At 51.3% G+C, this 15,085-nt stretch carries 13 protein-coding genes; 7 read left to right on the forward strand and 6 right to left on the reverse strand.

Annotated elements, in window-relative coordinates; genetic code table 11:
* The first annotated feature begins 28 nt into the window (after positions 1–28).
* The 4 genes from JTN23_RS04910 (at position 29) to rnhB (ending at position 3,526) form a co-directional block, all read left to right on the forward strand.
* Positions 29–919 (forward strand): DUF58 domain-containing protein, encoded by an 891-nt coding sequence (locus JTN23_RS04910; RefSeq protein ID WP_247232800.1) that lies wholly within the window; start codon positions 29–31, stop codon positions 917–919.
* Positions 920–1,005: 86 nt separating this feature from the next.
* Complete coding sequence (locus JTN23_RS04915) at positions 1,006–1,911, forward strand: hypothetical protein (protein ID WP_247232801.1); 906 nt, start codon at positions 1,006–1,008, stop codon at positions 1,909–1,911.
* Between the two features lie 8 nt (positions 1,912–1,919).
* Entirely contained in the window at positions 1,920–2,948 is a 1,029-nt protein-coding gene (locus JTN23_RS04920) for a vWA domain-containing protein (protein ID WP_247232802.1), read from the forward strand.
* Positions 2,948–3,526, forward strand: coding sequence for a ribonuclease HII (gene rnhB / locus JTN23_RS04925; RefSeq protein ID WP_247232803.1), 579 nt, complete (start codon positions 2,948–2,950; stop codon positions 3,524–3,526). Before JTN23_RS04920 ends, rnhB begins: the two co-directional genes overlap by 1 nt.
* Before the next feature lie 8 nt (positions 3,527–3,534).
* On the opposite strand, the gene JTN23_RS04930 is transcribed toward rnhB, so the two are convergent.
* The 5 genes from JTN23_RS04930 to rpmH all read right to left on the reverse strand — a co-directional run bounded on the left by JTN23_RS04930 (position 3,535) and on the right by rpmH (position 7,227).
* Positions 3,535–4,059 (reverse strand): DUF2480 family protein, encoded by a 525-nt coding sequence (locus tag JTN23_RS04930; protein ID WP_247232804.1) that lies wholly within the window; start codon positions 4,057–4,059, stop codon positions 3,535–3,537.
* Positions 4,060–4,153: 94 nt separating this feature from the next.
* Positions 4,154–4,861: a tRNA (adenosine(37)-N6)-threonylcarbamoyltransferase complex dimerization subunit type 1 TsaB gene (gene tsaB / locus JTN23_RS04935; RefSeq protein WP_247232805.1), complete on the reverse strand. Its 708-nt coding sequence runs from the start codon at positions 4,859–4,861 to the stop codon at positions 4,154–4,156.
* A gap of 94 nt (positions 4,862–4,955) precedes the next feature.
* The gene (locus tag JTN23_RS04940; RefSeq protein WP_247232806.1) at positions 4,956–6,611 is read right to left on the reverse strand and encodes a S41 family peptidase; all 1,656 of its coding nucleotides are present in this window, start codon (positions 6,609–6,611) and stop codon (positions 4,956–4,958) included.
* Between the two features lie 43 nt (positions 6,612–6,654).
* Positions 6,655–7,053, reverse strand: coding sequence for a ribonuclease P protein component (locus tag JTN23_RS04945; RefSeq protein ID WP_247232807.1), 399 nt, complete (start codon positions 7,051–7,053; stop codon positions 6,655–6,657).
* Positions 7,054–7,068: 15 nt separating this feature from the next.
* Complete coding sequence (gene rpmH / locus JTN23_RS04950) at positions 7,069–7,227, reverse strand: 50S ribosomal protein L34 (RefSeq protein WP_247232808.1); 159 nt, start codon at positions 7,225–7,227, stop codon at positions 7,069–7,071.
* 260 nt (positions 7,228–7,487) lie between these two features.
* Between rpmH and uvrA the strand changes: the two genes are divergently transcribed.
* A complete protein-coding gene (uvrA, locus tag JTN23_RS04955) occupies positions 7,488–10,337 on the forward strand; it encodes an excinuclease ABC subunit UvrA (protein WP_409049431.1) in 2,850 nt (949 codons plus the stop codon).
* 79 nt (positions 10,338–10,416) lie between these two features.
* Positions 10,417–11,253 carry a fumarylacetoacetate hydrolase family protein gene (locus JTN23_RS04960; RefSeq protein ID WP_247232809.1) on the forward strand — a complete coding sequence of 279 codons (837 nt, stop codon included), beginning with the start codon at positions 10,417–10,419 and terminating at the stop codon, positions 11,251–11,253.
* 134 nt (positions 11,254–11,387) lie between these two features.
* On the opposite strand, the gene nagB is transcribed toward JTN23_RS04960, so the two are convergent.
* Positions 11,388–13,367, reverse strand: coding sequence for a glucosamine-6-phosphate deaminase (nagB, locus tag JTN23_RS04965; RefSeq protein WP_247232810.1), 1,980 nt, complete (start codon positions 13,365–13,367; stop codon positions 11,388–11,390).
* 266 nt (positions 13,368–13,633) lie between these two features.
* On the opposite strand from nagB, the gene glyA reads away from it, so the two are divergent.
* Positions 13,634–14,923, forward strand: coding sequence for a serine hydroxymethyltransferase (gene glyA / locus JTN23_RS04970; RefSeq protein WP_247232811.1), 1,290 nt, complete (start codon positions 13,634–13,636; stop codon positions 14,921–14,923).
* Positions 14,924–15,085: the final 162 nt, after the last annotated feature.

The following is a 15,085-nucleotide window of genomic DNA, read 5'->3' on the forward strand; positions in this document are numbered from 1 at the left end:
TAATTCTTTTGCAGAACCTGTATTTATTATGTTTGAACAGTTTTTGACAAAGCTCCGTAAGTACGAGATCCGGATGCGCAAAGCGGTTAACAGCGAGCGTCATGGTAACTTCCACTCGGTGTTTAAGGGGTCGGGTCTTGAGTTTGATGATCTGCGGCTCTACCAGTATGGCGACGACGTGCGGACGATCGACTGGAACACCTCGGCCAAGGGGCACGGTACCTATATCAAGATATTCAAGGAAGAAAAGGAGCAGACGGTATTCTTCATGGTAGATGTAAGCGCCTCTCAGGAAGTAGGCGATGCGGTACGCCAGAAGATTGACGCTGCCAAGGAGATATGCGGGGTACTTACGCTGGCGGCCATACGGGAAGCCAGCCGGGTAGGTATGATGTGCTTTACCGACCGTAAGGAGAAGTACATCCGTCCGTCGGATGGTATGAAGCACGGGTACAGCCTGATATCGGAGCTGTTTAAGCTGCAGCCCGAGTCAACCAAGACCAACCTTTCGGAGGCTATTCTGCTGGCTTTGAATGTACTGAAGCGGCGGAGTCTGATATTCCTGATCTCTGATTTTATTGATAAGGATTACGAGCATAACCTGAAAGCCCTGGCCCGCAAGCACGACCTGATCGTAATCCATGTGCATGACCAGCGGGAGACTAATCTACCCAAGCTGGGCATAATACCGGTGTATGATGCGGAGCGGCAGAGTATGGTGTGGATCAATACCTCCTCATCGCGCTACCGGACCGGTATGCGGGAGCAGTACGTGAAGCGTCGTCAGGAGCTGGAGCGGCTTTGCCGGCAGAATAAGGCCGACTACCTTTCGTTAAATACGCAGGAAGACTACGTACCCGCTCTGATACGATTGTTCAGGGTAAGACGTTACGTGAAAGGTACCTCCGAGCGTGTATAGTAAAGTACCCTCCGATTTTAAATTAAGATTTGGGTTTGTCCTTTTTAGATTACATACATTCCTGGTTTCGCTCCCTCCATTTACCTGTGGTAGTGAGCCTGTTGCTGGGCGTACTACCGGCTCAGGTGGCGTCGGCACAGTCTGCGAAGCCTAAGGGGCAGTTCATGACCGATACGATTCGGGTAGGGAAGCCCTTCCTCTACTCGCTTAGCTACCGGCACGATCCGGCGCAGGAGGTATTCTTCCCGGATACTACGTTCGATTTTTCTCCTTTTCAGGTACTTAATCAGGAGTACTTTATCACCCAGACCGACGAGCGCGGTAGCCTCGACAGCACCGTATACCGGCTGGTATCGTTTGAAGTAACACCCACCCAACCCCTGTCTTTGCCGGTATTCGTCCTGAACAACAACGACTGTACAGCCGTGTATGCTGCTCCCGATACTGTATTTATCCGTTTTTTGCCGGAAGTGGTACAAAACGACAGCCTGGCCCTGCAGGCCGATACCAAAGTAGTACCTTTGCGCAGGCAGTTCAACTATGCGGTATTTCTGGGCGTGGTGGCTGCGGTGGCGGGGCTTAGCCTGCTTATCTACTGGCTGTTTGGGCGTAGTATCAATAGGCAGTGGCAGATGTTTCAGCTACAGCGCCGGCACCGGGAGTTTGTCCGCACCTTCAACCGCCTTAACCGCAACGCCCGGGAGCGCAATAGCGTGTCTGACGCCGAAAAGGCCGTGATCGTATGGAAGAAGTACCTGGAGCGTGTAGAAGAGAAGCCCTTCGCGACCTATACCACCCGGGAAATCTTGGATAATATTCCGGATGAGCCCCTAGCCGATGCCCTGAAAGATATTGATGGTACCATCTACGGTCAGGTACGGTCCAAGAACATGGATGTATCCCTGCAGGTACTACGAACGGTGGCCCTGCGGTCGTATCGCCGCCGCCGCCGCGAGATAGCTCAGGTGGGCAAAGAACCAGTGACAGAATAAACAGTACTATGGAGCAGCAATGGTTTTCGCTTGAATGGTTTGGATGGAATACCCTGCGGTCGTTTCACTGGGTACATCCTTACTTTCTGTACGCTATCCCGGCCATCCCTCTGCTGCTATGGCTACGTTACCTGTTTCACCGGAGCGCCAAGCAGCACCTGGCTATGCCCTACGAGGCTACGGCTACTCCCGAAGACTGGATGACGCGGCTACGATACGTGCAGCCGGTAGCCGTGGTACTGGCCCTGATGCTGGTGCTGGTGTCGCTGGCGCGCCCCCAGATGATTACCGAACGCACCGACCGCTACTCGGAAGGGATAGACATTACACTGCTCCTGGATATATCGGACTCCATGCTGGAAAAAGACCTGGAACCAAACCGCTTGGCAGCGGCCAAGCGGGTAGCCCGAAGCTTCATTGAAGGACGGTTGCACGACCGGATCGGACTCATCATTTTTGCGGGGGAGGCTTTCTCCCTGTGTCCGCTTACTACGGATTACCAGCTCCTGTACTCTTTTCTGGATGATATTAATTCGGATATGATCCGGACCACGGGTACGGCTATTGGTAGTGCCCTGGCCGTAGCCGTAAACCGCATGCGCGAATCAAAAAGTGAAAGTAAGGTAGCCATTCTTATTAGCGACGGGGACAACACCTCCGGTAACCTCGACCCGCTGACGGCGGCACGTCTGGCCAAGGCCTTTGGGGTACGTATCTACACGATTGCGGTAGGTAAAGCGGTCGTACGTACCGCCCGGGCCGATACGCTACGAACTACCTCTAATGACTTTGTGGATGAGAGCGAGATGCAACGAATAGCGGCTGCCGCCGATGGTAAGTTTTTCAGAGCCGCGGACACCAATGCGCTCCGGAATGTGTTTGCTCAGATAAATCAGCTCGAAAAGGTGAAGTACCGCGATGTGATGTACCGCGAGGTAAAGGACCACTACCGGGTGTACCTGTACTGGGCAGTACTGCTGCTGTTGATTGCACTGGCTACCAAGAGTACCTTTATGGCCAATATACTGGAAGATTAATGTTACGTTCTTACTATAATCAGAATACCCTGGAAGCAGGGCTGGATGAGGTAGGGCGCGGATGCCTGGCCGGACCGGTAGTAGCGGCCGCCGTCATTCTCCCCGCTGACTACACGCATCCCCTCCTGAACGATTCGAAGCAGCTTACCAAAGTACAGCGGGATGCCCTGCAGAAAGAGATCATGCAGGACGCCGTGGCCTGGGCGGTAGCGGAGGTTTGTAATAATCAGATTGACGAGATCAATATCCTGAAGGCTAGCTTTCTGGCCATGCACCGGGCGGTAGATCAACTGGGGGTACGTCCGGAACACCTGCTGGTGGATGGGAACCGATTTATACCGTACCCTATGATCCCACATACCTGTATCATCAAAGGTGACTCGCACTACCTGTCTATAGCGGCAGCCTCGGTTCTGGCCAAGACCTATCGTGACGAGCTTATGGAGCGCCTGGCGGTAGAGTACCCGCACTACGGATGGGAGCAGAACGTAGGCTACCCGACGCCGCGGCATCGTCGGGCTATTCAGGAGCATGGGCCCTGCCCTTACCACCGAATGAGCTTCCGCCTGGTAAAGTAAGCCGGAGCTTACTTCACTGCACCTTTAGGCTTTTTGTACAGCGGAACCGTACTGCAGGGTTCACCGAACATCAGGCTTTGTACCACGGGCTTTAAGAGTCGTGAGATCTCGACATAGGCCGAGATGGGTACAGGATGTTTGCTGCAGCCTTTCACCACCACGCGCTTATCCCGAAATACCTCGATATCTACTCTGGCAATGGCATCGTAAAATAGCTTGTCTTCCAGTGCCTGCAGATCCCCGTACACAATGGTATGGGCATACGGCTCCAGATGCAGGGCCAGCAGCATATACGCCCAGGTAGGTACTATGGCATCCTCGGTACAGGTAACGGCTACATTTTTACCCTGGTACTGGCTCCAGTCGTGGTTTTTCAGGAATTCGCGAAAGTCCTTCTCGCGCAGGATCAGTCCCTGGAAAAGGTTGTCTTTCAGGTCATATACTACCCGCTCCCCCGGATGGTAGTACTCTTCCAGATCAAACGATATAAGGCCGCTACTGGCTACCCGGTTTACTATTTCTTCGGTTTCCATCTTCTTTGAAAGTTACTTATTCAGGTAGTACTATTCACAGGATGTACTACAGGTACTACCTGTTTTCTAACGCAGAGTTGCTCTGAAATGTTCGCTACTCCTGTGTAGAGGGGGTAATTACCTTCTTGCGCGGCTGCGTAGTCACGAAATCCTTGAGGTAGTAGGGTTCAAAGGTAGCTACGTCTTCAAACTGTCCCTGCTGAAAGGCACCGGTAGCCAGTTGCCCAATGGTGCGGGCCGAGGGCTCAACTAGCTCAGCTATAAAGCGTGCGTTGGGATGAGTACCCAGAACCGGCTTACACTTGGCAGCTCCATCCCCAAAGAAAACAATCGGATGGGCCTGAAGTAGCTCGGCAAATGAGTCCGGCTGAATAATGAGCGCCTGCGTAGGCTGCACGGCCGTAAGCGTATGAACATACACTGCACAGTATACCTCCATCCGCCGGGCGTCGATCATAGGGCATAATAGTACCTCTTCTGTATAAAAGGCCCGTAGCTGGGCCGCCATGGCTTCCAGAGTATTGATCGCGATCAGAGGCTTGTCCAGCGCGTAGCATAGCCCCTTGGCGGTAGATACACCCACCCGCAAGCCCGTGTACGAGCCGGGACCTTTGGCTACGGCTACAGCATCCAGATCATGCAGGGTGAAACCGGCATGTTCTACGGCGCTATGCATGAGTGTAGTCAGCATGGATGAAGAGGAGCGGTCGGTATTGAGCTCGTAGGACAGCAGAGCTTCTCCATTCTGGTGAAGGGCCACTGAACAGCCGCGCGTGGAAGTATCTATACTAAGTATAAGCATGGTAATCGGGGGTAGTAATAAAAAGTTCACAACATGACAGCTCTAAGTGGGGGCTGGCATGTTGTGAACCGGGTGTCTGATCGCTGCAAAAGTACTACTTCTTTCCTTTCAGAATGCTTTGGTAGCGGTTCATATCTTTGAAAAGATCGAGAGCAGCCTTCATTTCGGCGTCTTTAGCGAAAGAAGCTTCTTTTATTCCTTTTTCGAGGTAGTAGTGCTTCACGATCTCTTCTTCCAGCAGATTCTTGATCTCTGCCTTACGAAGCTGCAGGTCATTATCTTTATTATGGCTGAGCTTGGTTCTCAACGACTTTAACTGCTCCTGAATGCCGTCAATCGATTTCTCTTTCTTGGCCGATGCTTCCAGCTCGTTCAGTTCTTTTTCTACCTGCGTAGTGTAGTCGTAGTCTTTGTCTTTGAGCCACTTGGTAAACTCCTGGTACTCGGCATCCGTCAGGCTGAACTCACGAGCAGGCTTGATGGTAGCATGCTCCGCGTGGTACTTCACCGCATAGTCAAACAGCAGACGCTTCCGAAGCAGCGAACCAGCCAGGGGTGAGTAGCTTTCTTTTTCTACAACAATGTCTGGCAGAATACCACCCCCATCGTACACCGCACGTCCGTTACGGGTCGTGAAGGCTGTCATCAGCGAATCGGGTACTTTGCCTACGCTGCCATCCTCGTTGCGGTGGCTGTAATCAATAGCCTGAATACACCGTCCGCTGGGGATATAGTACTTGGCGGTGGTGATCTTCATCTTGGTATTGTACGATAGGTCACGGGTAGTCTGTACCAGACCTTTGCCATAGGTACGCTGACCGATCAGTACCCCCCGGTCGTAATCCTGGATTACACCGGCTACGATTTCGGCGGCTGAGGCACTGCGGTTGTTGGTCAATACTACAATGGGTATCTCGGTGTCCAGAGCCGGGTTGTAGGCTGAGTAGGTCTTATTCCACTCAGTTACCTTTCCTTTGGTTGATACTACCTCTTCACCTTTTGGAATAAATACATTGGAGATTTCGATGGCCATGTTCAAGAGTCCACCCGGATTTTCGCGCAGGTCAAGTACCACCTTCTTCATACCTTTTCCTTTCAGATCCTGAAAAGCATTGCGTACCTCGCGGGAAGCCGTAGCGGTAAAGTCTTTCAAGTCGATATAGCCCACTTCGTCATTGATCATACCGTAGTAGGGTACATTGGTCATCTTGACGATGTCGCGGGTTACCGTTAGTTCAACGGGGTTTTTCTGTCCGTAACGCTTTACGAGCAGCTTGGCGCTGCTGCCGGTCTGGCCGCGCAGGAGCTTGCTTGGGTCCGAGTCGCTACGGGTTGAAAGATCAACGCCATCAATCTTGATGATTTCATCACCCAGCATCAGGCCGGCCTTCTGGGCGGGAGTATCTTCGTATACCATCATGACCACGTGCTTACCATCGGCCGTATTGACCAGAGCACCTATGCCATTGTACTTGCCGGTAGTCATGGTCATGTAATCCTCAATATCATCCTCCGCGTAGTACACGGTATACGGGTCGAGCTGCCGCAGCATGGCATCTATACTTGACTTGATCAGGCGGTTGGGGTTGATGTCATCTACGTAGTAGGCATTCAGTTCCTTGAACAGCGTAGCGTAGATATCCAGATTACGAGCTATTTCGAAGAGACGGTCGTCCTGACGAAACGAAAAAAAGGCCAGCCCCGCAGCCACAGGAGCAGCAAGCCATAAGGAACGGAAGTATTTCTTCATGATACAGTAAATTTCAACTACTACAGGTGTGACTCACTAGCTACTATTTCGACGCTGCCGACGACTTGCTCATGCGTGTAAGTATTTGCCGCATAGCTTTCTCAATAACGTCATAATTTGCTTTTTCTTTTGCAAGATACAAAAAAGCAACGTAAGCTGGACGAGCTGAGGGGGTTAACTCCAGCAAAATAGATTTGTTGAGGCGATAGGCTTCGCGGCAGCGGCGGCGGACCAGATTTCGGTCGACGGCCTTCTTGAACTGGCGGCGCGAAATAGAGAAGAGGACCTGAGGGAGGGCAGGGGGAGAATCGGGCTCGTAGATATAAAGCACCCGAAAAGGAAAGAGGTAGAACGTGTGCACCTCCGTACTACCTCTTTGAAAGAGCCTACCAATGGTATGGTGGCTACTTAATCGTTCGTCTTTGCTAAACGTTTGGCTCAAGCCTATAAACGCTTATTACTGCTTATGACGCTTCTCGTCAGATACTGTCAGTTTCCAACGACCTTTCTTACGACGAGCGGCTACTACTTTACGACCGTTAGCCGTTGACATCCGCTCACGGAAGCCGTGCTTGTTTCTTCTCTTACGATTCGAAGGTTGATACGTACGTTTCATCTCAATTCCTAAATTATAGCGCTATAAAATCTACTGTTCTTAATTTGGGCTTGCAAAGGTAAGAAAAGTTATATCGGTAGGCAAGGAACACTCTAATTTTTATATGTATTCTTTTGATTTGCAACCAGCAAGGGCAAAAGAAGGGGTACTTAACTACTTGAAAACAGCATTAGGAATCACAAACTAAAGCGGCGAATTTTGGGTTTACAATTAGTTAAGGGCTTCTCTAACCATGCCCTCAGTTACTCATTGGTCCGTGTATGATGAATCAACCCGAACTTCGCCTTGAAGGTGTTCCGTTTGAAGAACTTGATCCTAAGAAATATATTCTGATAAAGGGAGCTCGCGTCAATAACCTCAAAAATATTGATGTAGCCATCCCCCGCAATAAGTTGGTCGTGATCACCGGCTTGTCCGGCTCCGGCAAGTCATCCCTGGCGTTTGATACCCTGTTTGCCGAAGGGCAGCGCATGTACGTAGAGAGCCTTAGCAGCTACGCCCGTCAGTTTCTGGGGCGTATGGAAAAGCCCGAGGTGGAATACATTAAAGGCATTTCGCCGGCCATTGCCATCGAGCAGAAGGTCAGTACCCGCAATCCCCGCTCTACGGTAGGTACCTCTACCGAGATCTACGATTATCTAAAACTACTCTTTGCCCGTATTGGTATTACCTACTCACCCGTATCGGGACAGGTGGTGCGTAAAGATACCGTGACCGATGTAGTAGACTATATTCTGAGCCACGAGGAAGGTACCCGCGTCATGGTACTGGCACCCCTGCTGGTGCGCGATGGGCGTACGCTGGAGAGCGAGCTGAATATTCTTCTCTCTAAGGGCTACAACCGTATCGTTTCCAACGGCGAAACGCACTTTATCGAGGAGGTACTTGAGAACTTCGCCTCCCTTGATACCTCGGGCAGGCTGGAGATACTCATAGACCGTGCCGCCGTACAGCATGATGATGAGGATACCCAGTACCGTTTGTCCGACTCAGTACAGACTGCCTTCTTTGAAGGAGAGGGAGTTTGCTATGTAGAAGTACGGGGTGGCGAGCGTAAGGAGTTTTCGGATAAGTTTGAACTGGATGGTATCCGCTTTGAGGAGCCGACGGTCAACCTGTTTAGCTTTAATAATCCTTACGGAGCCTGTAAGCGTTGCGAAGGCTTTGGTAAGGTGCTGGGTATTGATCCTGATCTGGTCATACCTGATAAAAATCTTTCCGTATTTGAAGGAGCGGTGGCTCCCTGGCGCACCGAGAAAATGAGTGAGTGGCTGCGTCCGCTGCTTCGCAACGGTATCCGCTTTGATTTCCCCATTCACCGGGCTTATAAGGACCTGTCTCCCGAATATCAGGAGCTGCTCTGGACGGGCAATGAATACTTCCGCGGGCTCAATGCTTTTTTTGAAGATATTGAGGGGCAGACGCACAAGATCCAGTACCGTGTTATGCTTTCGCGCTACCGGGGGCGTACGACCTGTCCCGAGTGCCGGGGCTCACGTCTGCGTAAGGATGCAGCCTATGTAAAGGTAGGTGGTGCTTCTATCACCGATCTGGTACTGATGCCCATCAGTCAGGTATCTATATTCTTTAAAAGTCTCGAACTGAATGAGCACGACTACCAGGTAGCCCGCCGTATCCTGATCGAGATACAGAACCGCCTCGAGTACATGGAGCGCGTAGGCCTTGGGTACCTTACCCTCAACCGCCTTACCAATACCTTATCGGGTGGAGAGTTCCAGCGCATCAAGCTGGCTACCTCTCTGGGTAGTGCGCTGGTGGGTTCTATGTATATCCTGGATGAGCCAAGTATCGGTCTCCACCCACGCGATACCCGCAAACTGGTAGGCGTACTGGAGTCGCTGCGTGATCTTGGTAATACGGTAATCGTAGTAGAGCACGAGGAAGAGGTAATGCATGCCGCCGACCAGATTATCGACATTGGCCCCGAAGCGGGTTCGGGTGGAGGTCATGTGGTATTTGAAGGCAACTGGGATGATATAAACGGCCTGAAAGAGCTACCAGCTTCGGACGAGCCTAAATCCTACACCATCGACTTCCTGCTGGAGCGTGATGCCATATCCGTTCCTACGTTCAGACGCAAAACTACCCACTTCATCGAACTGAAGGGAGCGCGTGAGAATAACCTGAAGGATGTGGATGTGAAGTTTCCGCTGGGGGTACTAAGCGTCGTGACCGGAGTGAGTGGTTCGGGTAAGTCTACCCTGATCCGTAAGATTCTCTACCCGGCCCTGATGCGCGCCAAAGGCGAGTACAGTGAGGACATTGGTAAGTTTAATGAACTGGCCGGTAGTCTGGAGCGGATAGAGGCGGTGGAAATGATTGACCAGAATCCTATCGGTAAATCATCACGTTCGAACCCCGTTACCTATATCAAGGCCTACGATCATATGCGGCAGATGATGGCTGAACAGCCCGTTGCCAAAGCCCGTGCCTACAAGCCTTCACACTTCTCCTTTAACATTGAGGGAGGACGTTGTGAGGTATGTCAGGGTGAAGGTCAGGTCAAGATCGAGATGCAGTTTATGGCGGATATCTACCTGACCTGCGAAGGCTGCGGTGGAAAACGCTTCAAGCAGGAGATCCTCGAGGTGCAGTACAACGGCAAGGATATAGCTGATATCCTGGATATGACGGTGGATGATTCTATCGAGTTCTTCCGGCAGTCGGAGCCTAAGCTGGTCGAAAAGCTCCAGCCGCTGCAAGACGTAGGACTGGGGTACGTACGCTTAGGGCAATCTTCCAATACTTTATCAGGAGGAGAGGCGCAGCGGGTGAAGCTGGCTTCGTTCCTGGGTAAAGGCAACGCCAACAAAGGCAAGACCTTGTTTATCTTCGACGAGCCTACCACAGGTCTGCACTTCCACGACATCAAAAAGCTGCTCAAGGCCATTAATGCCCTGGTGGATCAGGGAGATAGTGTGATCATCATTGAGCATAACATGGAGGTAATCAAGAGCGCCGACTGGATCGTGGATATGGGTCCTGAAGGAGGCGATGCGGGAGGCTACGTGACCTTTACGGGTACTCCTGAAGAGATGATAAAGCTCGAAGATAACTATACGGCTACCTTCCTGAAGGAGAAGATCTGAGGGAGCTGATGCGGGAGAGCAGGGAGTAAAAGGGTAGTGGGGGATACTTTTGATAAAAAAAGATTTAATACTATCATACATGAAACTTTACCGCACTCACCACGGAATACTATTAGAAAAAGAGGACCAGTTCTATCGTCTGCACGAAACCAACTGGGATGTAGTTGTCAACCGGGATAACCTTTACGACTGGCTCATTACCCAGACGGAGAGTCTATTACTACTGCCTTTTACCGATGCTTCACCCATGCCCGAGCTGCTGCCGCCTATTGGAACGCAGGAAGTGTGGGCTTCGGGAGTCACCTACTACCGGAGCCGCGAGGCACGGATGGAAGAGTCGGAGAAAGCCGGCGGAGGTAGCTTCTACGACCGGGTGTACGATGCGGATCGGCCGGAGCTGTTCTTCAAGTCTACGGCAGCCCGGGTTGTGGGTGACTATGGTACCGTACGTATTCGACGCGATTCTACCTGGAACGTACCCGAGCCGGAGCTGACGCTGTTCGCTACCTCGTCGGGTACACTGGTAGGCTACACCATCGGGAATGACATGAGCTCACGCAGTATAGAAGGCGAAAACCCGCTGTACCTGCCTCAGGCCAAGACCTACGACGGAAGCGCGGCGCTAGGACCTTGTCTGTACGTGACGAAGGAGCCCCTTGCAACGGATACGCTGATCGAGCTCACTATTCTCCGGGGAGGAGAAGAGGCCTTTCGGGGTGAGGTAACGCTGGAACAGATGAAGCGTAAGCCAACTGAATTACTCGGCTTCCTGTTCCGCGAAACTACCTTCCCGCAGGGGGCCTACCTCATGACCGGAACGGGTATTATTCCTCCATCCGACTTTACGCTGGAGCAGGGCGATAAGATTCATATTACCATTGAGCCCATCGGTACCCTTACCAATACAGTAGGGTAGGTAGCCTATTAGGGATTAGGTGCTTAGGCGTTAGCTAATTGGCGCAGCCTAATGCTTTTATAGATCTATACGAGAAAGGCCCGTGGAAACTTTCACGGGCCTTTCTCATATATTTATTAAATCAATCTTTCTTATTACACATGCCAGCGTACAAAAGCTTCCATCGCTTCGTACTCAGCTAGTCCCAGATCATCATAGAGCTTGGCAGTACCTTGGTTACGCTCTTCGGCACGCTGCCAGAACTCGCGTGAATCTTCTCCCTGGAATACAACGCCGTCTTTCTGCGACTGGTGTTTGAAGATACCCATCCGCTTTCTGAGTACCTGGTCGGGGCTCATAGGTACAGCCATTTCGATCTCATCGATATCCCACTCAGCCCAGGCACCGCGGTACAGCCATATCCAGCAGTCTTTCATGTAGTCCTTATGCTTGGACCGCTTAAGGGCTGCCTCAATACCATCCCAGCATACCTTATGCGTTCCGTGGGGGTCAGCAAAGTCGCCGGCTGCGTAGATCTGATGAGGTTGTACTTCGTCGATCAGAGCTTCGATAATCTGAATATCTTCTTCTCCGAGCGGCTTCTTCTGTACCGTACCTGTTTCGTAGAAAGGCAGGTCGAGGAAGTGAACCTGCTCCATCGGGATACCTACAAAGCGGCAGGTAGCCTTAGCCTCCCCACGACGGATCAGTCCTTTTACGTGACGTACTTCGGGGGTGTCGATCTGGCTGTCTTTCTTATGCTTCAGGAACTCCTTGGCGTCCTGGAACAACTGGGTTACCTCATTGCTTTCGATATCAAAGCGGTCGTTGAAGTCTACTACGAAGTCAATAAAACGTAGTGCTTCGTCGTCGGCTACCGCGATGTTACCCGAAGTCTGGTACGCTACGTGTACCTCGTGTCCCTGGTCTACCAGACGCTGAAAGGTACCTCCCATCGAGATGATATCATCATCAGGATGGGGGCTGAATATAAGTACCCGCTTTCTGGCTGGTTCGGCCCGCTCCGGACGATTGGTGTCGTCGGCATTGGGCTTACCACCCGGCCAGCCGGTGATGGTATGCTGTAGTTGATTAAATACATTAATATTGATCTCATAGCCGGCACCGTACTGGGCGAGCAGGTCACTCATACCGTTGTCGTTGTAGTCTTTGTCTATGAGTTTAAGGATAGGCTTGTTCAGGATCTTCGACAGGTGCGTCACGGCCTTTTTGATCATCCGGTTGTCCCATACTACGGTATCTACCGCCCATGGTGTTTTGACACGGGTAAGCTCAGAAGCGGCCCGGTCGTCCAGAACGAACGTTACATTCGGATGTGCCTGCAGATAGGAGGCGGGGTTATGCTCCGTAACGGCGCCTTCTACTGCCCCTTTGATCACCTGAGCTTTGCGCTCACCCCAGGCCAGCAGTACAATACGGCGAGCACTCATGATAGGAGCTACTCCCATTGTAACCGCTTTACGAGGTACCTGAGGTAGTCCACCGAACTCCATAGCCGCAGCGGCACGGGTCGAGTGATCGAGTGTAATAAGGCGGGTGCGGGAGTTGATAAGTGAACCAGGCTCATTGAAACCAATGTGGCCATTGCCCCCGATACCGAGTAGCTGGAAGTCAAGTCCACCTACCGAATTGATTTTATTTTCGTATGAGCGGCAGTACTCCTGCAGCTGCTCTACCGGAACGGTACCATCCGGTACGAAGAAATTTTCAGGATCGATATCTACGTGGTCAAACAACTGCTCCTTCATAAAGCGATGGTAGCTATAGATAGAGTCCGGCTGCATAGGGTAGTACTCATCCAGGTTGAACGACATTACGTTCCGGAAGCTAAGTCCTTCCTCACGGTGCATACGCACCAGTTCAGCGTATACGGTCTTGGGAGATGAACCTGTTGCCAGACCCAGTACGCAGGGCTTACCCTCGCGTTGCTTCTGGCGGATCAGTTCGGCTATTTCCCGGGCTACCGCGCTGGAGGCATCCTTCGAGCTGGCATAGATGTGCGTCGGGATTTTCTCGTAGGTAATAGGCTGACCAATGCGGCCGCTCGATTGGGCAGGGGCATTGTTTGCCGTTGGAATTAGGATTGATTCCGGATTTAAGGTTTGTGGCTCCATGAAGATGTTATTTATGAAAGGGTATAGGTGTAATTTGTAGATGTACAAGTCAATTGCGCAAAGGTACTACTGAATTTGAGTAATATTTAAAATTTTTTAAAAATAACTTTTTCTTTAAATAGAAGTCAATTACAACTACAATAAGATCAATTTTCCGGATCAAAATAGGTGACGCAGGAAAGATTTATTCAGGTATTTCTTTCCTACTAAATTAGACTGTATTTTTGTGCCTTTATTGCTTACTATCACATTTTTACAGAAATCTCATGTCTACTCTCACGACCGTCGCCCGCGATACGCAGGTATTTGACTTGATCAACCGAGAACTACACCGCCAGGAATCGGGTATAGAACTGATCGCTTCCGAGAACTTTACCTCGAAGCAGGTCATGGAAGCTGCGGGCAGTGTCCTGACTAACAAATATGCCGAAGGTCTTCCCGGCAAGCGCTACTACGGTGGTTGTGAAGTTGTCGATGAAATTGAGCAACTGGCGATTGATCGTATCAAAGAACTCTTCGGTGCTACCTGGGCTAACGTACAGCCTCACTCAGGTGCTCAGGCCAATACAGCGGTGTTCCTGGCGTGCCTCAACCCGGGTGATAAAATCATGGGCTTCAATCTGGCGCACGGCGGTCACCTGACGCACGGTTCACCCGTTAACATCTCAGGAAAGTACTTCCAGCCTATTTTCTACGGTGTAGAGCCTGAGACAGGTCTGATCGACTGGGATAAAGTAGAAGAAACCGCTCTGCGCGAGCGTCCGAAGCTTCTGATCTGTGGTGCGTCGGCGTACAGCCGCGACTGGGACTACGTACGTCTGCGTGCTATCGCTGATCAGATTGGAGCCCTGCTGATGGCTGATATCTCACACCCGGCGGGTCTGATTGCCAAAGGACTCCTGAACGATCCGCTTGAGCACTGTCATATCGTAACTACTACTACGCACAAGACCCTACGCGGACCTCGCGGTGGTCTGATCATGATGCGTAACGATTTTGAGAACCCTTACGGAATCACCACTCCCAAAGGGCAGCTACGTACTATGTCGTCACTGCTCGACTCGGGTGTATTCCCCGGTACACAGGGCGGCCCTCTGGAGCACATTATCGCGGCCAAAGCGGTAGCCTTCGGCGAAGCACTCAGCGACGAGTACTACAACTACGCCGTGCAGGTGAAGAAGAACGCCCAGGCTATGGCTAAGGCATTTGTAGACAGAGGGTACAAGATCATCTCCGGCGGTACTGACAACCACCTGATGCTGATCGACCTGCGCTCAAAGGATCTGACGGGTAAGCTAGCCGAGAATACACTGATCAAAGCGGACATCACGATCAACAAGAATATGGTACCTTTCGACGACAAATCGCCTATGGTAACCTCAGGTATGCGCGTAGGTACTGCCGCTATGACTTCCCGCGGATTGCTGGAGACGGACATGGAGCGTATCGTGGATCTGATTGACGTGGTACTGATGAACCACGACAACGATACCAGACTGGCTCAGGTGAAGCAGGAGGTAAATGAGTGGATGAAGCAATTCCCGCTTTACATCTAGTACCAGTAGATACTATACATTTAAGATAATGTACAAAAGGGCGAAGCGGTCAGTTTCGCCCTTTTTTGGTCCTGGCCGCGTATTTGTTTATTTTACAGAAAAATAGCTCCGCAATTCGATCGTTAGAGAAAGATCAATCGTAGGTAGCATGGTTGATGCAGA

The sequence above is a fragment of the Telluribacter roseus genome, assembly GCF_017355915.2.
In the GTDB taxonomy this organism is placed as follows: domain Bacteria; phylum Bacteroidota; class Bacteroidia; order Cytophagales; family Spirosomataceae; genus Telluribacter.